The organism is Mesorhizobium sp. M0618 (genome assembly GCF_040320765.1).
GTDB lineage: Bacteria > Pseudomonadota > Alphaproteobacteria > Rhizobiales > Rhizobiaceae > Mesorhizobium.
Genome location: NZ_JAMYQH010000011.1, coordinates 125,503 through 148,417 on the forward strand (window position 1 = coordinate 125,503; position 22,915 = coordinate 148,417).

Consider the following 22,915-nt stretch of genomic DNA (forward strand, 5'->3'; position numbering starts at 1 on the left):
GAACGATCCAAATCAAAGCAATAGGCCCTGCACTGAATGCGGTACCGCCATTTGATGCTCTGCCGCGTCCGTTACTGCCGCTGTCATTCTTTCAGCAGCGGCTTTGGTTCCTATCCCGTCTGAGGGTGGCATCGAAGGCAGTCACATTCAAGGTGTGGCGGCCCTGCAGTTGGCCTCGGAGGGGTTGGACCCTTCGTAAGGTGCGCACCATCTTCCGGGTACATGACGGCGAGCCGTTCCAGCGGATCGGGCCGGCGGACGTCGGCCTGCCGCTGAAACAGAGCGTTCTGGCCACGGCTGATGTGGAGGCTACATGCGTGGATTTGCCGCGCCCTGAAGCGGAGGCAGCATTGGGCCAGGAAGGCAGCCCACGGATACGCGGACGGCTGGTGCGGCTGGCGGCGGACGATAATGCGCTGCTGATCACCATGAACTACATGTTCTTGGACGACTGGGCCCGGAAAGTGCTGACGCGCGAGCTCTGCGCTCTGGCCCGGGAAGACCGCGCGGATCGGCTGACGCCGCTGCCGGTGCTGCATGCGAATTACACCCTTTGGCAGCGCCCTCAGCTGGCAGGCGAGGTGAATGGCCCGTCGGAGTACTGGTGTCCCGGTTGGCCGCGCGCGGCGCGGCAGGATTACAGCGGCAGTTATCGAGTTCGTGTTGCACGAGCCGCTGACCACGCAACTCGACGCACCGATCGGCATTATGGGACGACGCTTGTCGTGACTCTGCTGGTGGGCTGGGCACTCGTTCTGGCAACGAGCTGGTCATTCGGCACACAGAGGGCAACCGCGCTGCCCGAGATCGATTGGCTGATCGGCTTCTTGATAGTGGTGGCGTTGCAAATTATTGGCTTTCCCTCGGTCTTGCAATCCTCCTGTTGGTGCTCCTGGCGGACCGCAGTTCCGCACGAGTTGCCATGCGGTTCGCCACTAATGGCCGGGAAATAGTGGGAGACAAGTGTCTCGGTTTCCCCAGTTGGAGGAAGCAAGCCCGCTCGCCGCTTGGACGGTCGCACCGGCGGGGCACACGCGGCGCCCAGACGAGCTTCGTCTTCGATCAATAAATTCGAATGGCCCCAGGGAGTATCTCATGCGAATAGCTGTCGTGTGGAACGATGACGATACGGGCGTGATCAACCGGTTCGGTCAGCCCTGTCCGGAGGTATACGGCCGCGAGACCATCGAAAGTGTCGCGGCGGCACTGCAATTGGGCGGCCACGAGACGCTGCTGTGCGAAGGCGATAAAAGGATGCTCGCTACGCTCGAGCGGTTCATGCCACCCGGGTCCCAAGGCAACCCCTCGGGATTCGTTTTCAATATGGCATACGGAATTCAGGGCGAGTGCCGTCTCACCCACGTTCCGGCCATGCTTGAGATGGCGGGCATCCCATATACCGGATCGAGCCCGCTCGGGCATGGGGTGGCGCTCGACAAGATTGTCACCAAAAGGCTCATCCGCGATCGCGGCGTGCCGACGCCGAATTTTCGCGTGATGCGTCGCGGCACCGAGAGTACTGGGGACCTGCGATTCCCAATGGTGGTGAAGCCGCGTCACGAATCGGACAGCTGCGGAGTGCAGCTCGTACATGATGCCGCTCAGTTGAGGCAGGCCGTAGAAGTGATCGTCATGCAATTTGCGCAGGATGCGCTTGTGGAAGAGTACATCGAGGGGCGAGAAATTTGGGTCGCGCTGCTGGGAAACCGAGAGCTCGAGGTGTTGCCTCTTGTGGAGCAGGACTTCGGCGACCGCGAAACGCGTCTTGTGACTTGGGAAGCGAAGCACATGGCGCTCGCGGCGCCGCCAAAGATTTGCCCCGCTCAGATCGGAAGTAAACTTGCGACGATGCTGCGGGATATTTCGGTTGCGACTTTCGGCGCCTGCCAGTGCCGGGATTACGCCCGCGTCGACTTCCGGATCGACCGTTGCGGGCAGCCGTTTGTTCTGGAGATCAACACCATGCCGGGACTCGGTGTGACCAGTGCTTATGCCTCAGCCGCCACCACCGCCGGATACAGCTCTTCGAGCTTGATCAATCGCATCCTCGATGTCGCTCACACGCGGTATTTCGGGATCGGTATTCGCTAGATGGGGTAACGTGCCGCCAAGCGGGCCGCTCACTTCGCTACGGCGCTTGAGTGGCGCGCTCCGCTCGCGGCTTGCTTGGCGATGAGGTGGTCGTCCCTCACACTGATGGTGTTAACGGAGTCGGGCAGGCCCGCTCCAAGCATCAAGGAGAGACGACCATGGAGCATTATGCAGGGATCGACGTGTCATTGGAATACTCGAGCGTGTGCGTTGTCGATGCAAGCGGCAAGATCGTTCGCGAACCAGGGTGGCGAGCGAGCCGGAGGCATTGATTGCCTTTTTGCCTCGCTCGGCCTTTCTCTGGCGCGGGTCGGGCTGGAAGCCGGGCCGCTGTCGCAATGGCTCTTTGCGGCGATGCGGCAGGCGGGACTGTCGGTCGAGCTGCTGGAGACGCAACATTGACGGCGCGCAAGCTCATTCAATCGAAGCTGAGGGGATGTAGAGAAAACAGTGTGCGTGGCATTTTGCGCGGCTTCGGGCTCAGGTCGGCAAGACAACAACGCGCGACTTTGCTTGCCACATCCGTGACCTGGTGGCTGGCCATCCGAACCTGAAGACGGTGGCCACGGTGCTGCTTTCTGTGCACGCCGTGCTACTGCGCGAGTTCCAGGCTCTCGAGAAAAAGGTTCGCGCGCTGGTGCGCCTTGACGCCAGGGCCAGGCGGTTGATGTCGACGCCGGGAGTCGGTCCGATCGTGGCGCTCACTTATGCCGCTGCGATCGACGACCCCGGCGCTTTCGCTCGTCGAAGCGGGCGGGCGCGCATTTCGGCCTGACGCCGAAGAGGTATCAATCCGGCGAGACGGACTATAGCGGCCGCATCAGCAAGATCGGGATGCTGCAGTGCGCACGGCGCTCTATGAGGCCCGCCCACATCATGCTGGTGAAGCCGCTCAAGGGATGCACGGAGCTGAAAAGCTGAGCGATGCGGATCGCCCGGCGGGCCGGGATGAAGAAGGCCAAGGTGGCGCTGGCGCGCAGCTGATGGCCAAGGTTCCCTGGCTTCGCCAAGGCCTTTGCCGGACGCTGGCGCATCGTCGAGATGGATGTTTGGGATAACGACTTCCTCGATCTCGTTGAGGAAGCGCATCTGACATTCAAGGGTTCGGCGGATGGCGAGATCGCCTTCGGCGCACTCAAGGGCTTCCTCGATGTCCGATATGGCACCCGCGATACCTCAGCCTGCGCGGAGTTCTCGTGGGAGGGGCTTGATGAGAACGACCCAGCCTGTGGCCGCGGCTGGGTTGTCTTTGGCACTGCAGGCCGCCTCGTCGGCCACTTCTACATCCACAACGCCGACGATTCGGGCTTCGTGTGCGAAAGAGCCTGACTTCTTCAACAGATGGGGTGATTGGGGTGGGCCCCGAGCTGAAATGAGGGCGGCTGCTCCTGTCGGGATGTGAGAACGTGGTCGATGTAGATCGCCACAAACATCATGAAGGAGCAGCCACCGGACTGGATGTATCTTTGGCAGAGACCGCCATCTGCGTCGTCGATGAGAGCGGCCGGATTGTGAAGGAAGGGCGGGCGGCGAGTGAACCACAGGCGCTTCTTCATGCCCTTCGGAAAGTCGATCTGCCGCTGGAACGCATCGGACTGGAAGCCTGCTCGCTGGCGGCCTGGCTTTATATGGTATCCGCGCTGAAGGATGGCCGGCCATCTGCATTGAAACCCGACACGCCAAAGCAGCGATGAAGACGATGCCGAATAAGACGGATCGGCACGCACGCGCCCTAAGTGTTCGAACGACGAAAACACTGAATGGTACAAGAAGGGTGGTGACCCGGAAAAGGCCAAGCAGCTCTTCAAGGAGGCCGGATACGCCGGCGGGAAGGTCGTCATTCTCGATCCAACGGACTGGCACGAGGGAGACAGCGCCTCGCAACTATTGGCTTCGGCGCTGCAGAAGATTGGGGTCAATGCCGAACTCGCGTCGATGGACTGGGGTGCACTCTCCACGCGTCGGGAAAACAAAGGCCCCATCGAGGACGGCGGCTGGAACGTCTTCATCACGACCGAATCTGATTATGCGCTCGGCAATCCGCTCACAGACCCCCTCCTACCCGCGAGTGGCGACCAGGCTTGGTACGGCTGGCCGAAGAATGACGAATATGAAGCGCTGCGGGCCAAATGGGCAAATATCGAAACGCTCGAAGAGCGCAAGGCCCTGGCCCGCAAGATGCAAGCAATCTGGTGGGACTTCGTCGGCGATGTGAGGTTGGGAAAATACATCGTGCCGATCGCGCGCCGGAAGACCCTGACCGGCCTGATCGGCATGCCGCAGATCGTCCCGATGTGGATCATGCGGAAGCCTGAGCAAGATGGTTGATTACATCCTTCGCAGAATTGTTTCGACGATCGCCGTCATGGCGATGGTTGGGATCTTCGTCTTCCTGCTTCTCAGGCTGGCGCCGGGCGATCCGGCGGCCATGATCGCCGGCAGGTAGTACCTTGTCTTGCATTGCAGATGAACAAACTGCTGTCTCTCATTTACTTTCTCCTGCTGACGAATTAACTGCTCTGGCTTTTGAATTTGTCCACAGATTCGCGGCCGACGCAGCGCGACGCCTAGCCGGGTTTATGCACGGCGCTGAACGTTTGGCGGCCTGAGGCGGTGATCTGGTCGCCGTTTCGGTTCTTTTTGACAAGCTGGTTGGGGCGCCGGCGGTGATCCGTCGTGATGGAAGGCGGGGTTTGCGGGTTGCGGTCGGCGGGTTCGTTTCGGGGCGCGTTGCGCCCCGTCGGCTAGTCACGAGCCGCGGAATGCGGTCGAGGACGATGCGCAAGATGGCCTGGTCGGGACAGGATGTCGGCAGGTGCAGGCGGATTTGGGTCTTCATCTCGACCACCCGTGCAGCAATTCTGAGGAGGCGCAAACGCAGGGTGTCGAACTGCGCGACTGCAAAGCTCGAGCGTTTCGGCATCGCGGCGCGCAGACCCCACATGAGCCAGTAGGCGCCAGCATGCAGGAACAACCGGAACTGGTTGGCCGTCGCTCTTGTGCAGGAGGTGCGGTCGGCGGCGAGATGCGTCTTCCAGGACTTGATGTGGTTCTCGGCCGCTCCGCGCCGACAGTAGAGATCCTCGTAGAGCGCCTTGGCCTTGCCACCGGCAAGGTTGGTGACGATGAAGCGGGTATCGGCGCCTTGGGCGCCGACCTCGACCCGCGCAATGATGCGCTCGACGCGGCTCCAGCTGGCGGCGCCGTCAACGAACTCCTTGAACCTGCGGACGTTGCCCGTCTTCGCCGACGCTTCGAAGCGCGCCGTCGTGCTGGCTTCCAGCTCCATGACATGCTTGCGCAATGTGGTGGTGGGCGCCAGGCCGAAAATGAAATCGATATCGTTGGCGCGGCACCAGTCGATGATCTGCGGACTGCAGTAGTGGCTGTCGGCCCGGATCAGGATCCGGGTAGTCGGCCAATTGCTCCGGATCGCCCGCACCAGGCGGCGCAGGTGGGGGCGGACTTCTGCCCCACTCGGCCGCTTGGCCGGTCGCAGGATCGCGCTGACGAACCGTCCCGCGCCATCGAACACCACGATCGGCTGGAAGCCGTATTCGTCGTAATGGGCATTGAACAGCCGCAATTGCTGGCCGCCATGCACGGCGTCAAAGGTGTCGTCAATGTCGAGCACGATCCGCTTCGGAACCTGGCGGAAGGAAGCGCAATAAAGGTCGACCATCGCACGGCCCATAGCGACCAGTTCCCGCACGCCGGGCAGGTTCTCCAGCCGGCACAGCGTCGACTGGGAGGCCAGATCCCGACCCGAAGGCAGCGCATCCTGGGCCATCTTGAAGATCGGATCGGAGCGCAGCCGGTTGGCATCATTGCCATCCTCATAACCGGCGGCAATCATCTTCATGCGGAAGCCGATCATATCGGCCAGGCTGTGGACGACCTGGTCCGGGCAGCGCGGATCATCAATGCAGCGCGCCAGACGGTCGGCCACACGCAGCCGCTTCTCCACCTCGGCCAGAGCCAGAACGCCGCTGTTGGACGACAGCATGCCGCCGTCGAAACGGGCGACGACGGACTTGCCGCCGACAGATGACAAACCGCTCAGCGGCAGCGTAAGATCATTCATGGCGGGTGTGGTCTCCGGGCAATGAGTCGGATCGGCCTTAGCAACCAAATCCTACGTCATTCCAACGGTTTGCACCACACTCGCCAACCCGCCGTGAATTTTTCAGGCTAGCCCGGATATCTCACACAGTCTTTCGGCGCGAGGCTGGCGGCAGCGATTTTGCAGGCGCTTGAGCTGCGGGCAAGGGATGTCGGCCGCTTGGAGCGGGTTGGTGTGGTTCGGCGCTGTTTCCTTGCTGTTGACGGGATGGGTGGATGGGGCCGCTCAGGCGGCGGCTGCCAAGAGCCGGGCATAGGTCAGGGCCCATTCGCGCTGGAAGGGACAGGCGGAGTTCATGGCCAGCTTGATGCGGCGCACCGAGACGCTGACCAGGGCGCCGATCTTGAACAGCTTGAGACGGATGGTGGCGCAGCTTGCCCTGGCGAGCCGTGTGTCCACCAGGCCGATGCGGCGCAACGCGCAGATCAGCACATAGGCCATCGAGGCGAACCAGAGTCTGAGCTGGTTGGCGCGCAGGGTGGCGGCAGAGGTGCGGTCGGCAAACAGGTCGAGCTGGCATTCCTTGATGCGGTTCTCCATCTCGCCGCGGGCGCAGTAGAGGTCCTCGTAGAGGCATTGCGCCGGCCAAGCCTCAGCCTCGAGCGAGGTGACGACAAATCGCGGGTTGGCCTCGCCTTGCGTCCACTCGGCCTTGGCCACGACCCGGCGCCGGCCGCTCCAGCTCTTGCGCGTGGTCCACAGGAAATCCTTGAAGCGGCGGGCGGGCCGGCTGGTGAGGGCACTTTCTGCCTTGGCCGCCTCCAGTTCAGCCGCGATGTGGCGGACCAGCCGAACATTGCGGGCCAGACCGAACAGGTAGTCGACGGCGTTGGTTTCGCACCAGGCCATCAGCTCCTCGCGGGCGAAGCCGGAATCGGCGCGCAGCACGATGCGGACCTTGGGCCAACGCTGACGCAGCTGGCACACGATGCGCTCGATCTCCTGAACCGCGCCGGCGGCCGCGTCGATGTTGGCGGGCCGCAGCTTGGCGCACAAAACGTGATCGCCGCAGAAGATGTAGAGCGGCAGGTAGCAGTAGTTGCCGTAGTAGCCGTGGAAGAACCGCTCCTCCTGGTTGCCGTGCAGGGGATCGTCCGTGGCATCCAGATCCAGCACGATCTCTTCGGGCGGGGCGGCGTGCGCACCCATGAACAAATCGACGAACAGCGCCTCGATCGCCACCGGATCGTGGCTGATCTTGTGATAGCGCGAAGGCTGCGACCGGCTCAGCTCCAGCCGGTTGAGCGTCGACTTGCCGGCAACGGCCGCGCATTTCTTGTGACGGCGCGCCTTGAGCTTGCCGGCCAGCACCGCCAGCACCGGATCATGGCGCAACTCGTCATGGTCGTTCAGATCTTCATAGCCAAGCGCGAGCGCGAAGATGCGCTGACCGACCAGCGTCTTCACCTCATGCTCGATCAATGCCGGCCGGCGGACATCCACGAAGCAGCGGGCAAAGCGGCCGACCAGCCCGATCGCCCGGTCCGTCAGCCCCAGCAGAAGCGCGCCGGCATCGGAGGTGATCGTTCCACCGTCAAAACCGGCCACAACGGCGGCCACAACGGCGCCGCCTTTCAACAGGTGCAAAATCAAATCGTTCCGGTATACACTCTGTTTGCATCGGGGAATACCTCTGCTCAAGGTAAGTCTTTGTCGCAGAAGCATTTCTTTGATTCGGAGCCCCGATGCACTTCAACTGTGTGAGATATCCGGGCTAGATGCTAAATGCCAGGAGGCTTCGTCCACCGCCGTCGAGGATGCGTCTGCGGCCCTGGTCGCAGTTCCGGTGCTCGCGCCGCCGACGCGGTGACGGTCGCCGAGCCGGAACCGGCTGAATACGTCAAGATCTGCGACGTATACGGCGCCAGGGCGGCCGCCGAAGTGGCCGCGCTTGTCTATGAAACTGCGCTGGCTCAGTAGATTCCTTCTGGGCTCATGGAAAACCACTTATCAGTACTTAGACCCGACATCCGGTTCCGACCTCGCGCTGGTGACGAATGGCGGTGTAGCCTCAAGTGCTGCGAGTTGGCCGTTCCTTTCAACCTGGACGCGCTTGAACATTAACAGGTTCAGCGCATGGAAATCAGCCAACGTAACGAAGTGAAACTTGTACCCCTGGCTCCTAGCTCACGCTGGAACGGATGCATTTCATATCATGCCGCTTTATGCAGCCCGAATTTCAGCAGTCGACGCATTTTGGCGCAAACTCTCCTCTCCCGGCTGCTACCGTTTCCAAACATGCCGCCGCCCGAGCGGGCGTTTGTCGAAACGACAGACGAGTCCTTCGCCCGTGGCGCCTATAGGCTCAAAAGAGCACGGGTCAACCGCGCCGTCTGCGCTGGCTAATGAGGAGGAATCTACAAAAAATGGCGCTCAGAATTCGTACCAACTTCGAACACCAGGTGGAGGTCCTCGAAACAGTCTGGATCCCGCTTGCTGACGGAGCTCGGCTCGCCGCACGTATCTGGCTTCCGGTCGGTGTAGAGACATCGCCCGTGCCGGCGATCCTCGAATACGTGCCCTATCGCCGGCGCGACTACACTCGGCTGTGGGACGAGCCCATGCACGCCTATTTTGCTGGTCACGGTTACGCAACGATCCGCGTCGACCTTCGGGGAGCGGGCGACAGCGACGGATTGCTCGCTGACGAATACTTGCCGCAAGAGCAGAACGATGCGGTGGAGGTCATCTCTTGGATCGCCGCCCAGCCCTGGTGCACCGGCCGGGTCGGGATGATGGGAATCTCATGGGGTGGCTTCAACAGCCTGCAGGTTGCTGCCCTCAGGCCGCCCGCGCTCAAGGCGATCATCACTTCATGTTCGACCGACGACCGCTACAACGACGATATCCACTATATGGGCGGCTGCGTGCTGGGCGACAACTTCTCTTGGGCTTCGACTTTGTTCGGTCGCGTGAGTCCGCCGCCGCCCGATCCCGAGGTGGTCGGCGACGGCTGGCGCGAGATGTGGATGAAGCGGCTCGAGGCGACGCCCATGCTGTTGGAAACGTGGCTTTCTCATCAGCGCCGCGACGCCTATTGGAAGCACGGTTCGGTGTGTGGAGACTACGGTGCTATTCAGTGCCCGGTCTTCGCCATCGGCGGCTGGAACGACGGCTACCAGAACGCGATACCAAGATTGCTGGCGGGCCTGAAAGTGCCGCGCCTCGGACTCATCGGGGCGTGGTCGCATTTTTATGGGTTCGAGGACGGCGGTCCAGGCCCAATGGTCGGGATACTGCAGGAATTCTTGCGCTGGTGGGACCACTGGCTGAAGGATAGGGAAACCGGAATCATGACCGAGCCGATGCTGCGGGCCTACATGATGGATTCCGAGCGACCTGCCGCCAGGGTCGAAAACTGGCCTGGGCGGTGGATCGCCGAAAAGATCTGGCCAGTCTCTGACGGCGGCATCCAGATGGAGACCTTTTCTCTCAACGATCGCGGTGTACTGGACAAGCAACAGGAACGAGGCAGTCGTCCCATGTCGATCCGTTCGCCGCTGCAAATTGGATTCGCCGCGGGCGAATGGTGTCGTCACGACACCGGCACCGATCTCGCTACCGACCAGAGGGTTGAGGATGCGGGCTCTCTCTGCTTCGATGGCGAGCCGTTGGCCGAGAGGCTGGAGTTCCTCGGCGCGCCGGTCGCAACGCTGATGTTCTCCGTCGATCGGCCGGTCGCCCAGGCAGTGGTACGTCTCAATGACATTCACCCGGACGGGGCCGTGACGCGTATCTCCTGGGGCGTCAAGAACCTTTGCCACCTCCACGACCAGGAGAACCCGGTCGCCTTGGAGTCCGGCCGCCTCTACACCGTCACTTTCAAGCTCAACGACACCGCCTACAGCGTGCTACCCGGCCATCGCCTTCGGGTTGCCATCTCGACCAACTATTTCCCAATCGTCTGGCCGGCGCCGGAGCCTTTCACTCTGACGCTTATACCGGGCACCAGTAGCATCGCACTGCCGTTGCGCCAACCTCGTCTCGATGACAGCAGCGTGGAGTTCGGTCAGCCGGAGGCCGCCCCCCCAGGTCCTGCGACCACGCTGGAAGCGGGCTCCATGCGCCAGACGGCGCACTTCGATGCCGGCACCGGCCGGTGGGAGCTTGAGATCATCGCCGATGGGGGCCGTGAGCGGATCGAGGAAATCGATCTCTTAACGGGCTCGTGGCGCCGCGAAGCATGGTCTGTTCATCCCGACGATCCCACGAGTGCCGCTGGCGAGATAACCTCCAGATATGAGAGGAGTAGAGGAGACTGGACAATTCTCCACAAAGCTCATTGCACTATGACGATTGCAAGAGATCACTATCGCATCCATGCTGACCTCGACGCCTACGAAAATGGCGAGCGGGTATTCGCCAGATCGATCACAAAGAAGGTGCCGAGGGACCACACGTAAGGCCACGGTCGTGTCGATCATGCTGGTGGTTGCAAATGAGATGATCGGATCCTCCCTCATGTGCGATTGCCTCATGCGGTGAATGTCAACGTTATGAGCGGCAATGCGGCAATGCTAGATTGTGGCGGTAGCACACGCAAAAGAGAGGTAAGCTGCCGCGAAGACGCTACAATTCGCGGCGTTGGTGTCCCGAAGAATGCGTCTCAACGCTATGTAGCGGCGGCTGACGGGCAGCTATTTCGCGAGTTTATGGCAACTCAGCCAAGATGTATGGTCGCGATGGATTTACGCGCTTTTGCCAAATGTTGGAGTGGCGAGTTGATAATGCTAAGTCTCGATCCGAGACTTATTGCGCCTAACCAAGCATAATAGGTTAGGAGAAGGAAGACAGAAGTCATATTCTTGTCTTATCCAGAAAAGCCAATACGGCAGCAACTGGCGTCGAGGAGGTTCCCATGAGCTACCGCGTTTTAACCGGCCACGTCAGCCAAGAGACAAACACCTTTAACAAAAATCCGACCACACTTGAACATTTCCGGGCCTCGGAATTGTTGTTAGGCGACGAAATTCCGTCTGCCAAACGTGGTACGCGCACGATGTTGGGCGCGACTTTTGAGGCGGCGGAGAAATTCGGCTGGACGCTTTCCCATCCACTTGTGGCTAGAGCGAACCCGGGGGGCAAGGTCACAGCGCAAGCTTTTGAGCAGCTTTGCGAATGGTTCCTCGCGGGTGCCAAACATTGCGATGGAGCGCTCTTTGAGCTGCACGGTGCAATGGTCGCCGAGGGTTGCGAGGACGCTGAAGGCGAGCTACTCGCGCGGCTGCGAACTTTGATGGGGCCAGACGCACCAATAGTTGTTACTCTAGATCTGCACGCCAACGTCACAGAAAAGATGGCGGCAAACGCCTCGGCCTTGATTGCTGTCCGCACATATCCTCACATAGACTATTATGAACGCGCGTGGCAGGGGGCAGAACTCCTCGATCGTGCCCTTCGCGATGAGATTCATCCCAAGACTGTGATTGCCAAGCGCCCGATGCTATCCGGCCTTGACGGCGGGCGAACTCAAGTGGGCCCCATGTGCGAATTGATCGATCGCAGTGAGGCGCTGGAGACTTCGGGAAAAGCGCTTGTCGTTAGCGTGTGCTCAGGATTTGAACTGAGCGACATTTACGATGTGGGGCCAAGTGTTACGGTTACCACCGACGGTGACACAGCTGCCGGACAGCATATCGCCGAGGAATTCATGGATTATGCGTGGGAAACGCGAGACTTCATTTCCGCTCCTTGGGCAGAGGCCAACATTACGCAAGCTGTAGAACGTGCCAAGGCCGGCGAGTTTCGTGCGGAAAAACCTTTGGTACTTGCTGACAACAGCGATAACCCTGGCGGGGGCGCATACGGCGACACAACCGACCTGCTGCGTGCAATGATCGCGGCCGACCTCCAAAATGCAGCGTTCCATGCTATTTTTGATCCAGCGGCGGTTCAGACCGGCATCGCCATCGGCGTTGGGAACAGTGGACGGATTACCCTCGGTGGCAAGCTGGCCCCTGAGATGGGCGGGGGGCCACTCGAGGTCGATGCGCATATCGTCTCGATAACTAATGGCCAATTTCGCTGCCATGGGCCTTCCTACATCGGCGGAGGCGCGTGGAACAACTTTGGGCCGAGCCTGCTTCTGCGCATAGGCGGCATCGAAGTCGCGGTAATTTCGCGAAACGGACAATGCGTCGACATGGCGCAACTTACATCTCTCGGAATCGACCCTCTACATTGCGCGACCATCGCAATTAAGTCGTCCCATCATTTCCGTGCGGAATTCGGGCCGATCGCGCGCGGTGTGATCATGGTCGATGGCGGGGGTATGTTGCGACTGGAACCAACACGCTTCTGTAACGTCCGTCGTCCGATTTGGCCATTTGACGACATCAAACTATGACAGGCGCGTGAGAGTTGAGCTCGCTAGCATCGTCTGCAAGACGTATGTACTGGTAGTTTCTGCAAGTACGCGAGGGTGTGCAGCAGACTGCCATTTGGCGCGGGCAGAAAAGAGACTACGTCGCAGTATCGGTGTTATCTGCAATTGCGGCTCAAGAGAACATGGGCCAACGCTTTATAGGTGGACTGTCGCTTTGCAACTCTATTCATGGCATATTCTATAATGATGACATTCAGAACGCGAAATTCTCAGCCCAGAGAGCAATTTTGCCTATATCGATCCGTATTGACATGACATGAGCGCATTTCATGCGGATGTTGAATAGGGGGGTGGACTAATGTGCATTCGAGCGCACATGGCTCCTGTTCTGGTACCGTGTGTGCCGACTTCACCCAAAGGCATTAAAACATTCCATGCCGCAGGCCCTTTCTGAAGTCTGCGTTTCAACAGCGGAACCATTTTGGCGTAGATCTGCTACGCGCGGGTGCTAATTTAAGGTACATCACCGCTAGATGGAAAAGAGAGGGCCTAAATGGCTTAACGAGTGCAGTCGCCGTTTCGCATCACACGTTTGAAGGGGAACTGAACAATGACTATTTCTCGACGCAATCTCTTCAAAGCGAGTATCGCCGCCGGAGCGGCTTTGTCGCTGCCTTCCGTCCTGCGTGCGCAGACTGCAGCGGACAGCGCTCGGACGGTACGAATGGCGAAGGCCATCCCGAGTGTTTTCGATCCAATCACTTCGACCGCCGGCGGAGTTTATGATCATGCCATGGCGATCTATGACACGCTATTTGCGTTTGATTCTAAGTTTATATCCAGGCCGCAAATGGTGGGAAATTGGGGCCTCTCCGATGACAAGAAGACTTACACTTTTGAGCTGCGCGATGGCCTGGGCTGGCACGATGGCACTCCCGTCACGGCGGCAGATTGTGTGGCCTCTATTAGGCGTTGGGCCCAAGTCAACCCGGCTGGCCAATTTATGATGACGCGGGTCCGGGATATATCGAAAAGGGATGAAAAAACTTTCACTATCGCGCTGAAAGAGCCGTTAGGGCTCCTTCCCGATCTTCTCGCAAAATGGCTTTACGTAATGCGCGAGAAAGATGCAGGTAGGTCGGCGACAGAGGCGGTATCGGCTAACATCGGATCGGGACCGTTCAGGTTCGATCACGAGCTCGCCCAGCCGGGCGCGAGTTTCACTTACAACCGCAATGATAGATATGTGCCGCGCCAGGAGCCGTCTGATGGGCTAGCTGGTGGGAAAATCGTCAAGGTCGACCGGGTAATCTGGGAGAATATTGGCGATCCACAAACAGCTATCGCAGCCCTGCAGGCAGGCGAGATTGATTATTATGAGACCCCGCCTGCGGATCTGTTCCCAACGATTGTTGGCGATCCAAACCTTGAGCTCCAGGCGCTATATGGACAAGACTTTTTCCTGAGGATCAATTGCCTACAGAAGCCATTCGACAATGTAAAGGCGCGCCAAGCATTGCTTCACCTAGTCGATCAAGAAGCATTTTTACAGGTTCTTTCCTCTGATCCCAAATATACGAATACCGTCACGTCATTTTTTGGGAGTGGCAATCCCGTATCAAACGACAAAAACACCGGCTGGTTTAGAAAGGGGGGCAACCCCGAAAAGGCCAGGCAACTTTTCGAGGAGGCGGGATATGCGGGTGAGCCAGTCGTTATCCTGCAGCCAACAGATTGGCCGGATGGAAGCAACACATCGCAAATTCTCGCAGATGCTTTGCGCAAGATTGGGATCAATGCCCAGCTTGCCCCAAGCGACTGGAACGGGCTTGCGGCGCGCCGTTCAAATAAAAGACGGATTGAGGAGGGGGGCTGGAGCATCTTCATAACAAGTGAGTCCGACTTCTCGCGTGGCGAGGCGCATGCGACACCAGATCTCGCGTTGAACGGCGACAAAGCTTGGTACGGGTGGCCGAAGAGTGACGAATACGAAGCACTGAGAGCCAAATGGGCCGAAGTTGCAACAATTGAGGAGCGCAAAGTTCTCGCCCGCAAGATGCAGGCAATCGCTTGGGACTATGTGCCTGAGGTTTTGTTGGGCCAATATGCAGCCCCAATTGTGCGCCGAAGAACGCTCACCGGACTAATTGGCATGCCCGATGTTATCATTATGTGGAACATGCATAAGGCTAATGCTTAATGGCTGTCTACATCCTACGTAGAATGGTCTCCACCGTCGCTGTCATGGCGATGGTGGGGATTTTCGTCTTTCTGCTTCTCAGGTTAGCACCCGGCGACCCTGCGGCCGTGATGGCTGGCAGGTCGGCTACAGAAGAGATGATCGCCGGCATCCGTGAACAGCTGGGGCTCAACGATTCGCTTGCGGTCCAGTTCATCCATTGGATCCGCGACATGCTCAATGGTGATTTTGGCACTTCCATCTTTGCTGGGAGACCAGTGCTCGAGCTGATCTCGCAACGCCTTGAGCCGACGCTTTCGCTATCGATCCTGACGATGCTCCTATCTATATCTGTCGGAGTCTTATTCGGTATCTTTGCCGCCTGGCGAGCCAACGGGTTCGTCGATCGCCTCCTCGCGGCTTTTTCGGCACTCAGTTATTCCGTCCCGGTTTTTGTCATCGGCTATTTTCTCATATACTTTTTTGCTATCAAGACACACTGGCTACCGGTTCAGGGATATGTGCCGATCGATGGGGGCCTCGGGCCGTGGTTTGTGCACCTAGTCCTGCCCACAGTGGCGCTAGGTCTCGGCTACATTGCATTTATCGCCCGGATCACGCGTGCGAGCATGCTCGAGGTGCTATCGGAAGACTATATGCGCACGGCCGCTGCCAAAGGCGCTTCGTCCTATGCCATGCTTTTCCACCATGCCTTGAAGAATGCCGGCGTCCCAATCCTGACTGTCATCGGCATAAGCTTCGCCTATCTGATTGGTGGCGTCGTCCTTACTGAAACAGTGTTCAACATACCCGGTATAGGTCGCCTGGTCGTGGATGCAATCAGCAACCGCGACTATCCAATCATTCAGAGCGTGCTGATCCTCACTTCGGGTCTGTACGTGCTTATCAATCTCACGGTCGATCTTGCCTATACGCTGATCGATCCACGCATCCGGTATTGAAATGGCCCTCCTTTCCGCACCAATAGACGCCGTCCCGATGAGGCGGCTGCAGTTATCCGAACTTCCCCGTCTGGCAAGGCGACACCCGCTGGCCTTGGTAGGTGGTGGTCTCCTTGCACTTCTGATTATTCTGGCGCTCGTTGCACCGCTTTACGCCGGAGATCCGGTGAACATGGATCCGTTCAAGCGTCTCCAGCCACCATCAGCCGAGATGTGGTTCGGGAGCGACAGTCTGGGCCGCGATGTGTTTGCCCGAACGATCTTCGGCGCACGCATCTCCCTCATGGTCGGATTGCTCTCGGCGGCATGCGCGGCTCTTGCCGGGCTTCTGATCGGTGTCACCTCCGGCTACAACCGAAGCTTCGACAACGTCGTCATGCGGGTCATGGATGCCCTGATGTCGATACCGACGATTCTGCTGGCGATTGCTCTCATCTCTCTGACAGGGCCCGGGATCGGCATCCTCATTGTCGCCATCGCGATCCCAGAGACGCCCGCCGTCGCGCGACTGGTTCGTTCGGTGGTTCTCGGTGTTCGCGAGCGTCCCTACGTGGAGGCTGCGGTCTGCGGCGGTGCGCGCCTGCCGAAGGTGCTGTGGCGACATATCCTGCCGAGCACAGTTCCGGCGCTGATGGTCCAAAGCGCCACAGTCTGCGCCAGCGCGATCCTGACGGAGGCGGGGCTGAGCTTCCTCGGCGTAGGCGTGCCGCCCGAGATTCCGAGTTGGGGCAATATGATCGCCAGTTCACGGCTATATCTCGCCATCGCCCCATTGACGATCTTTGCCCCCGGTACCTGCCTTGCCGTCACGGTCCTTGCCGTCAACCTGCTCGGAGATGGTTTGCGCGATATGTTCGATCCCCGCTCAAAAGGGAGACGCTGAGCATGCTGATGAGAGAATCTGCAAAGGATGATGTGCTTCTCGACGTTCGCGATCTTGAGACACACTTTTATGGCGAGGAAAGCGTCACCCGCGCCTTAGGCGGCATCAGCTTCCAAGTGAAGAAAGGTGAAACGCTCGGCGTGGTCGGGGAGTCGGGATGCGGCAAGAGCGTCACCGCGCTTTCCATTCTGCGTCTGCTGCCGAAGCTGACCGCCAGGACTGTCGGTGGCGAGATCCGCTATCACGGACGCGATATCCTTGAGCTGTCAGATCGGGAGATGCGAAAGATCCGCGGTGACCAGATCGCCATGATCTTCCAGGAGCCAATGACGAGCTTAAATCCGGTGTACACCGTCGGCCATCAGATCGCCGAAGCGGTTCAGATCCACACCAAGGCCTCGCGGTCCGTTGCGATGGCAAAGGCCGAGGAAATGCTCCGTCTCGTCCGCATCGCGGACCCCGAGCGTCGCGTCAACAACTATCCGCATGAAATGTCCGGCGGGATGCGTCAGCGCGCCATGATCGCCATGGCTCTTGCTTGCTCGCCGGAACTGTTGATTGCCGATGAGCCGACGACTGCGCTCGACGTCACCATCCAGGCGCAGATCCTGCGGCTCATCGTTGACCTGAAGGAGCGCACGGGAACGGCCGTCATGTTCATCACGCATGACCTGGGCGTTGTAGCCGAGACATGCCAACGCGTGATCGTCATGTATGCCGGCCGGATTGTCGAGCAGGCCTCGGTGACGGATCTCTTCGCGGCTCCCGCGCATCCCTACACTCAAGGCCTGATGCGATCGGTGCCGGATCCTCGGCGCGGCCGCCAGCGCCGCCTTCCAGAAATCCCCGGCATCGTGCCAAGCTTGCGCGAGCCGATTGTTGGGTGCAGCTTCGCGCCTCGCTGCCCGTTCGCAATTGATATTTGCCGCGAGAAGATACCCATCCTACGTGATGTTAGCGCGGGCCACGCCGCAGCTTGTTGGCGCGCGGAAGAGGTGATGGGCGCATGAATCCTTTGCTGAAAGTCGAGAACCTGACCAAGCATTATCCGCTTGGCGCCGGATTCCTGAAGAAGACCATCCCGGTGATCCGAGCGGTGCAGGATGTATCCTTTTCGGTCGAGGCGGGCGAGACACTTTGCATCGTCGGTGAATCCGGCTGCGGCAAGTCCACCGTGGCGCGGCTCTTGATGCGGCTCGTCGAGCCGACGGCTGGCCGCGTGCTGATCGACGGGACCAATATTGCGGGCCTCAAAAAGGACGCGCTTCACGCCTGGCGCCGTCGGATGCAGATGGTGTTTCAGGATCCTTACTCATCCCTCAATCCTCGGCTTACCGCCGGACAGATCATCACCGAACCCGTGGAGAATTTCGAGCGCCTCAGCCGCAAGCAACGCCAGGCACTTGCCGCGGACCTTCTCCGAAAAGTCGGAATGTCACCTGAGATGATGCAAAGGCTCCCGTCCGAGCTGTCGGGCGGTCAGCGGCAGCGGCTCGGCATCGCACGTGCCCTGTCGCTCAACCCCTCTCTCATCATCGCCGACGAAGCAGTGTCAGCCCTTGACGTCTCCGTGCAGGCGCAGATCTTGAATCTGCTTCTGGATCTGCAGCAGCAGATGGGCATCGCCTTCGTCTTCATCTCGCATGACCTTGGCGTCGTGGAGCATATCGCGCATCGCGTTGCCGTTATGTACCTGGGGCGCATCGTCGAGCTCGCCCCCAGCGAGGCGCTCTTCGCGAAACCGGTCCATCCCTACACCGAGGCGCTGATCGCGGCAGCTCCGGTGCCGGATCCGACACGGGTTCGTCTGGAGGCGCCCGTCGAAGGCGAGGTGCCAAGCCCCATCAACCCGCCGAGCGGGTGCGCGTTTCATCCGCGTTGCCCACTCGCGGTGGAGCGGTGCCGCATCGAAGTGCCGCCTTTGGTGCCGATGGAGGACGGGCGCGTCTTGGCATGTCATGTGCGCGCTCCGGCTGCAGATGCTTGGAAACAGTCAAATGTAATTGCCAGAGATCGAGGCACTCCGATCATAGAGACACGTGCTTCGTTCTCGAAATAAAGAGGCCGGACGCAGAACGGGCGCTGATCGGCATCCAATGGTGAGAAGTTTATGGAAAAAGATCCACGCGAAAATGGCATCCGTGATCCTATTCAGGACGATGCGTTCGATGAGGTCGGATCAATTGCAACGAACGTTGCTGATGGCTTCACAATGGCAGCTGTCGGCGATCTTCTTTACGGACGCCCTGTAAAAAACGGCTATTATCCGGGCTTGGACGAAGTCTTGAACATTTTCGATGGGAAGGACGTCGTGTTTGGAAATCTGGAGACTAACATCTTAGAGGTTGAGTCGAAGGGGTGCCCTCAAGCTGAGTATGGCGGAGCTTATTTGATCAGTGTTCCGGAAGTGGGACCCGATCTGCGCGAAATGGGCTTCAATATGGTCAGCCGTGCGAATAACCATACACTCGACTGGGGTGTAGAAGGCATGCGCGAAACCAGCCGCGCGCTAAATAAGAGCGGGATTGTCCATGCAGGAGCTGGCGACAATCTGGCTCAGGCCGGTGCCGCCCGGTTCCTTGAAACCCCACGTGGTAGAGTGGCGCTAGTCTCCTTTGCGGCTACGTTCGAACCTATGGCTCGTGCTTGCGATCCTGCGGGCGAGGCTCCGGGCAGACCAGGGCTTAATCCACTTCGTTTGGCGAAAAGCATCGTCGTCTCGCCTGAAATGCTTCCAAACCTAAGGCAGGTGCGAGAGGCGCTTCCCTGGTATGCGCCCCCTCCCAACGACGCTTCGCGTGTGGTCATTCCGTGGCCATTTGGGGAGATAGTATTCAAAGCAGGGGAAAAACCCGGTTTCAGCTTTGAACCAAATGCGAGGGATGTCGATGACATTTTGCGCAACGTGCGCCAGGGCAAGCAGTTCAGCGACTTCTGCATAGCCACGAACCACGGACACGAGCCGGGGGAGTTCAGCCGAGAACCGGCTGACTTCGAACAAGCATTTGCGCGCAAACTGATCGACGCTGGAGCGGATGTATATATTAACCATGGGCCCCATCACGTCAGAGGTATCGAAATCTACAAGGGGCGACCAATTTTCTATGCCCTCGGTAATTTCTTCAATCAGGACTTAAGGTCCCCAGTCGGTGCCGACATGTTCGACGCGCACGAAAAGGATCCTCGAATTGACACCGATGCTGAGGTAAGCGCTCACGAAATGGCGGTGGGATATCCGTCAGCAGAGGGATTTATTCCGCTTCGCGACGCAGAGTTCTACGAAGGCGTCGTCAGCGTGAGCCGTTTCGAGGGAAACCAGCTGGCCGAGATCCGGCTCTATCCAATTGAGCTCCGTCGGACCGCCAGATTTGCCAACCGCGGTGTGCCACGCCTTGCACCGTCGCCGCAAGGACAGTCAATCCTCAGGAGAATTCAGGAACTTTCTAAGCCATTCGGCACGGCAATCGAGATCGACAACTGCGTCGGAACGATCCGCCTGCAGCCATGCTTGCCCCGGAGAAGCTAGTCGGAAGCGCATATCAGGCCTTCAACATCTTAAAGGCGGCAGCTCTTTTGTCCGCAGGGAGAAGAGGCTTAGTCCCGTCGCGAAGGACAGCGAGATCCGGAAGGTCTAAGTGTGCGCTTGAAAGGCTGGATGAATCGGAGTTCGATCTCTTGCCAGGATTGACTGGACTTCGCGCCGTCGATGTGCAACCGAAACGACGTAGAGACCGGCGTGAAGGTAAGGCGAGCTTCATTCGGCAACTAGCACATAAGGATCGCGGCATTCGGTGTGACGTTTAAGCCTGTGTCCGATCCACCTAGGCTGGTCAACTCGCCAGGGAAGTGGCATTTCGAAGAAGTGTTGGTTACGATATGCGCCAGAGCAATCAGCTGTACGCGGTGGAATACGTTCGGTTTCAATGGAATTCCAAAGCTGCTGGGCATCACGGCCAGCTGATGCAGCATTGGGATCGCAAAGTCTCAAGATGGCTCACGATCCGGTCCTCAATGGGATGATAGCCGGAGCACCAATCGCCTTCGCGCCGCACAGCCGATCGCTCCGGGTCTGGCAGTTAGCCCGTCTACGCCCGCGGCCAGGCCGAGAACCTGATCAAGATGCACACGAGCCAGCTCGCCTCCGACCGCACCAGCTGCCGCTCGCCACCCGGTCCGCCTCGTTTTGCACACCGCCGCAGTCCGCAACCGGGCGCCGGCCGCAAAGCGCGTCGTGTTCGAAACGGGCCCGCGTCGGTGTGGTTCTATCATGCGCTGCGCGCCGAGGGATTGCCAGCCATCTGCATCGATGAGGGCTATGCCAAAGCCGCTCTCGATATGGCGGCGAAAGGATGCGAATGACGCCGATGGTTTGGCGCGTCTTGCTGAAGCAGGGTTCTTTGGCGAGGTGCGCGTGAAAAGCTTCGACAGTATGTTGACCCGCACGCTCGCGGCAGCATGCACCCGGCTGGTCTGGATCGCCGTCGAGCTATCCAACCAGATCCGAGGGATCATGAAAACGTTGGGCTTGCTCGTTCCCGCCTGTAAGGGAGGTCATTCGAAAAGAATCTCCGGAGCCTCTTATCGATCAGACGGAGCTTGCTCCTGTCGTGCTACCGATGTTGGAAGCCTGGCGCAGCATTCGCATCCGTGCCGCCGAGCTTGGGCGCCAGCTTGTCGCAGATGCACGTCAAAGCCAAGCATGCCGCATACTCATGTCTATCCCCGGCATCGGCGCCATCACCGCAACCTCTTTCGCCACTGTCTCCGGGCACTCCAAGAAGTCCCGCTCTGCTGCCGCTTGGATCGGCCTGACAACTCGCCGCTACCAATCGGGAGAAGTCGATTATGACGGCCATATATCCCGACGCGGCGATCGACGTTTACGGGGGACTTCTCTATGAGGCTGCGGCGGTCATCCTGACACGCAGCTCGATCGACAGCAGCCTGCGCACGTAGGGCCGGGAGAGGGTTGGCTTCAAACGAGCCGGGGGCTGTGGTGCGGGCAAACTGGCGGATAACGCATTCGATGCTCAAGACCGGTGAGTTCTTGGATCGAAATGCAGGCGCCACAGCATGAAATCTTGCGAATAGCGTTCAGGCCGGAGCAACGCTTTTGGGGAACGCGGCGAACTGTGTGCGTATTCCAATGATTCGTACCCATCCGGTGAAGACCGCAGACGTGCGTATCCGGCGGCCTTGAGCACCGCGGTGCTGGGGTCAAGCTTTCGATGGAGAGACGCGATGATATTCTTCGAGGAGGAGTTTGACCTCCTCGATGCCTTCATCGGTGAAGGCCAAGATCCCGTCGTCATCGTTGGCGCCGTACACCCAGATTGCGTATTTGGGTAATTCCCGGACACCCTTTTCGCTAAATCCCGACAGTGATTTCGGTAATTCGCGGACAGCGTTTCCGCTAAATCCCGGACAGTTCTCGGGAGCGGATTTAACGGTCGGTTCTCGGCTGCGCCGTTCTGGCAGTTTGGCCTCTCACGATGACGTTGAGAGGGGCCATGCCGAGACGGAAGCAAGCGAGACGAACGAGTGTGAGGGATATCCAAGCGATCTTGCGCCTGACCCATGAGCAGGGTCTTTCGGTGCGTGAGGTGTCAGAACGGCTGAAGATCAGCAAGACGACGGTATCGACCTATTTGCTGCGGGCGCGGGAGGCCGGGCTGGCATGCTGGCCGCTGCCGCCCGGCCACGACGAGGCGACGCTTGAGCGGCTGCTGTTTGGCCGTGCCGGTCGTCCGCCGCAAGACCTGAGCGAACCGGACTTTGCGCTGATCGCCAGGGAGTTGAAGCGCAAGGGGGTGACGCTGACGCTGTTGTGGCAGGCGTATCGCGCCGCCCATCCGGACGGCTACGGCTACACTTGGTTCTGCGAGCACTTCGCCGCTTTCGAGCGCCGGACGAGCGCCACATTCCGCAACCGGCATGCGGCGGGCGCGGTGATGCAGACGGACTATGCCGGGCAGACGGTGCCGGTGATGGATCCGGCGACCGGCGCCATTTACCCGGCGCAGATTTTTGTCGCGGTGCTGGGTGCCTCCAATCTGACCTTCGCCTTTGCCAGCTCCAGCCAAAAGCTGCCGGACTGGATCGAGGGCCAGGTGCGAGCGCTCGCCTTCTTCGGCGGTGTCACCAGAGCGATCGTATGCGACAACCTGAAGGCCGGTGTCGTCAAGGCGCTGTGGTTCGAGCCGACGCTGAACGCGACCTTTGCAGCCATGGCCGAGCATTACCATACCACCATCCTGCCGACCCGAAGCCGGAAGCCGCGCGACAAGGGCAAGGTCGAGGGCGCGGTGCTGATCGTCGAGCGTTGGATTCTGGCACGGCTCAGGAATGATGG

General features: G+C 59.6%; 15 protein-coding genes and 9 pseudogenes. 20 read left to right on the forward strand and 4 right to left on the reverse strand.

Annotated elements, in window-relative coordinates; all coding sequences use genetic code 11:
* Nucleotides 1-200 precede the first annotated feature (200 nt).
* From NKJ04_RS14300 to NKJ04_RS14315, 4 genes are all read left to right on the forward strand, one after another.
* Nucleotides 201-953: a hypothetical protein gene (locus tag NKJ04_RS14300; RefSeq protein WP_352675767.1), complete on the forward strand. Its 753-nt coding sequence runs from the start codon at nucleotides 201-203 to the stop codon at nucleotides 951-953.
* Between the two features lie 142 nt (nucleotides 954-1,095).
* A complete protein-coding gene (locus NKJ04_RS14305; RefSeq protein ID WP_352675770.1) occupies nucleotides 1,096-2,091 on the forward strand; it encodes a D-alanine--D-alanine ligase family protein in 996 nt (331 codons plus the stop codon).
* A 210-nt stretch (nucleotides 2,092-2,301) separates the two neighbouring features.
* Nucleotides 2,302-2,493 carry a hypothetical protein gene (locus tag NKJ04_RS14310; RefSeq protein ID WP_352675772.1) on the forward strand — a complete coding sequence of 64 codons (192 nt, stop codon included), beginning with the start codon at nucleotides 2,302-2,304 and terminating at the stop codon, nucleotides 2,491-2,493.
* Nucleotides 2,494-2,623: 130 nt separating this feature from the next.
* A complete protein-coding gene (locus NKJ04_RS14315; protein WP_352675774.1) occupies nucleotides 2,624-2,866 on the forward strand; it encodes a transposase in 243 nt (80 codons plus the stop codon).
* Nucleotides 2,867-2,897: 31 nt separating this feature from the next.
* Here the strand turns inward: NKJ04_RS14315 and NKJ04_RS14320 are convergent, their stop codons facing one another.
* Entirely contained in the window at nucleotides 2,898-3,101 is a 204-nt protein-coding gene (locus NKJ04_RS14320) for a hypothetical protein (protein ID WP_352675777.1), read from the reverse strand.
* Between the two features lie 31 nt (nucleotides 3,102-3,132).
* Between NKJ04_RS14320 and NKJ04_RS14325 the strand changes: the two genes are divergently transcribed.
* The 4 genes and pseudogenes from NKJ04_RS14325 to NKJ04_RS14340 form a co-directional block, all read left to right on the forward strand.
* Nucleotides 3,133-3,420, forward strand: coding sequence for a hypothetical protein (locus tag NKJ04_RS14325; protein WP_352675779.1), 288 nt, complete (start codon nucleotides 3,133-3,135; stop codon nucleotides 3,418-3,420).
* A gap of 77 nt (nucleotides 3,421-3,497) precedes the next feature.
* Nucleotides 3,498-3,829: pseudogene (locus NKJ04_RS14330) on the forward strand (hypothetical protein); the annotation flags it as partial.
* Nucleotides 3,830-3,831: 2 nt separating this feature from the next.
* A pseudogene (locus tag NKJ04_RS14335) lies at nucleotides 3,832-4,419 on the forward strand (ABC transporter substrate-binding protein); the annotation flags it as partial.
* Nucleotides 4,412-4,534, forward strand: a pseudogene (locus NKJ04_RS14340) (ABC transporter permease); the annotation flags it as partial. The pseudogenes NKJ04_RS14335 and NKJ04_RS14340, both read left to right, overlap by 8 nt.
* Nucleotides 4,535-4,840: 306 nt before the next feature.
* Here the strand turns inward: NKJ04_RS14340 and NKJ04_RS14345 are convergent.
* Nucleotides 4,841-6,175 (reverse strand): annotated as a pseudogene (locus NKJ04_RS14345) (IS1380 family transposase); the annotation flags it as partial.
* A 264-nt stretch (nucleotides 6,176-6,439) separates the two neighbouring features.
* Nucleotides 6,440-7,835: pseudogene (locus tag NKJ04_RS14350) on the reverse strand (IS1380 family transposase).
* Nucleotides 7,836-7,939: 104 nt separating this feature from the next.
* On the opposite strand from NKJ04_RS14350, the pseudogene NKJ04_RS14355 reads away from it, so the two are divergent.
* Nucleotides 7,940-8,080: pseudogene (locus NKJ04_RS14355) on the forward strand (porin); the annotation flags it as partial.
* A gap of 103 nt (nucleotides 8,081-8,183) precedes the next feature.
* On the opposite strand, the pseudogene NKJ04_RS14360 reads toward NKJ04_RS14355, so the two are convergent.
* Nucleotides 8,184-8,352: pseudogene (locus NKJ04_RS14360) on the reverse strand (isocitrate lyase); the annotation flags it as partial.
* Between the two features lie 228 nt (nucleotides 8,353-8,580).
* On the opposite strand from NKJ04_RS14360, the gene NKJ04_RS14365 reads away from it, so the two are divergent.
* From NKJ04_RS14365 to istA, 11 genes and pseudogenes are all read left to right on the forward strand, one after another.
* Complete coding sequence (locus tag NKJ04_RS14365) at nucleotides 8,581-10,617, forward strand: CocE/NonD family hydrolase (protein ID WP_352675782.1); 2,037 nt, start codon at nucleotides 8,581-8,583, stop codon at nucleotides 10,615-10,617.
* Nucleotides 10,618-11,072: 455 nt separating this feature from the next.
* Entirely contained in the window at nucleotides 11,073-12,560 is a 1,488-nt protein-coding gene (locus NKJ04_RS14370) for a M81 family metallopeptidase (RefSeq protein WP_352675785.1), read from the forward strand.
* Between the two features lie 589 nt (nucleotides 12,561-13,149).
* Nucleotides 13,150-14,739 (forward strand): ABC transporter substrate-binding protein, encoded by a 1,590-nt coding sequence (locus NKJ04_RS14375; protein WP_352675788.1) that lies wholly within the window; start codon nucleotides 13,150-13,152, stop codon nucleotides 14,737-14,739.
* Entirely contained in the window at nucleotides 14,739-15,680 is a 942-nt protein-coding gene (locus tag NKJ04_RS14380; RefSeq protein WP_352675791.1) for an ABC transporter permease, read from the forward strand. Before NKJ04_RS14375 ends, NKJ04_RS14380 begins: the two co-directional genes overlap by 1 nt.
* Nucleotide 15,681: 1 nt before the next feature.
* On the forward strand, nucleotides 15,682-16,563 hold the full coding sequence (locus tag NKJ04_RS14385) for an ABC transporter permease (protein ID WP_352675794.1): 882 nt from the start codon (nucleotides 15,682-15,684) through the stop codon (nucleotides 16,561-16,563).
* A gap of 8 nt (nucleotides 16,564-16,571) precedes the next feature.
* Nucleotides 16,572-17,573 (forward strand): ABC transporter ATP-binding protein, encoded by a 1,002-nt coding sequence (locus NKJ04_RS14390; protein WP_502897925.1) that lies wholly within the window; start codon nucleotides 16,572-16,574, stop codon nucleotides 17,571-17,573.
* Nucleotides 17,570-18,622 (forward strand): ABC transporter ATP-binding protein, encoded by a 1,053-nt coding sequence (locus NKJ04_RS14395; protein WP_352675800.1) that lies wholly within the window; start codon nucleotides 17,570-17,572, stop codon nucleotides 18,620-18,622. The genes NKJ04_RS14390 and NKJ04_RS14395 overlap by 4 nt, the downstream gene beginning before the upstream one ends.
* Nucleotides 18,623-18,673: 51 nt before the next feature.
* Entirely contained in the window at nucleotides 18,674-20,089 is a 1,416-nt protein-coding gene (locus NKJ04_RS14400) for a CapA family protein (protein ID WP_352675802.1), read from the forward strand.
* A gap of 563 nt (nucleotides 20,090-20,652) precedes the next feature.
* A pseudogene (locus NKJ04_RS33685) lies at nucleotides 20,653-20,794 on the forward strand (IS1380 family transposase); the annotation flags it as partial.
* 481 nt (nucleotides 20,795-21,275) lie between these two features.
* Entirely contained in the window at nucleotides 21,276-21,464 is a 189-nt protein-coding gene (locus tag NKJ04_RS33690) for a transposase (RefSeq protein ID WP_502897926.1), read from the forward strand.
* A 609-nt stretch (nucleotides 21,465-22,073) separates the two neighbouring features.
* Nucleotides 22,074-22,910: pseudogene (istA, locus tag NKJ04_RS14410) on the forward strand (IS21 family transposase); the annotation flags it as partial.
* Nucleotides 22,911-22,915 lie beyond the last annotated feature (5 nt).

What these genes read in the sequence shown, in the direction of transcription:
- NKJ04_RS14380 (WP_352675791.1), top strand. Translation starts at nt 14,739, where the DNA reads ATGGCTGTCTACATCCTACGTAGAATGGTCTCCACCGTCGCTGTCATG.
- NKJ04_RS14375 (WP_352675788.1), top strand. Translation starts at nt 13,150, where the DNA reads ATGACTATTTCTCGACGCAATCTCTTCAAAGCGAGTATCGCCGCCGGA.
- NKJ04_RS14325 (WP_352675779.1), top strand. Translation starts at nt 3,133, where the DNA reads ATGGATGTTTGGGATAACGACTTCCTCGATCTCGTTGAGGAAGCGCAT.
- NKJ04_RS14385 (WP_352675794.1), top strand. Translation starts at nt 15,682, where the DNA reads ATGGCCCTCCTTTCCGCACCAATAGACGCCGTCCCGATGAGGCGGCTG.
- NKJ04_RS14370 (WP_352675785.1), top strand. Translation starts at nt 11,073, where the DNA reads ATGAGCTACCGCGTTTTAACCGGCCACGTCAGCCAAGAGACAAACACC.
- NKJ04_RS14305 (WP_352675770.1), top strand. Translation starts at nt 1,096, where the DNA reads ATGCGAATAGCTGTCGTGTGGAACGATGACGATACGGGCGTGATCAAC.
- NKJ04_RS14395 (WP_352675800.1), top strand. Translation starts at nt 17,570, where the DNA reads ATGAATCCTTTGCTGAAAGTCGAGAACCTGACCAAGCATTATCCGCTT.
- NKJ04_RS33690 (WP_502897926.1), top strand. Translation starts at nt 21,276, where the DNA reads ATGTCTATCCCCGGCATCGGCGCCATCACCGCAACCTCTTTCGCCACT.
- NKJ04_RS14365 (WP_352675782.1), top strand. Translation starts at nt 8,581, where the DNA reads ATGGCGCTCAGAATTCGTACCAACTTCGAACACCAGGTGGAGGTCCTC.
- NKJ04_RS14390 (WP_502897925.1), top strand. Translation starts at nt 16,572, where the DNA reads ATGAGAGAATCTGCAAAGGATGATGTGCTTCTCGACGTTCGCGATCTT.
- NKJ04_RS14400 (WP_352675802.1), top strand. Translation starts at nt 18,674, where the DNA reads ATGGAAAAAGATCCACGCGAAAATGGCATCCGTGATCCTATTCAGGAC.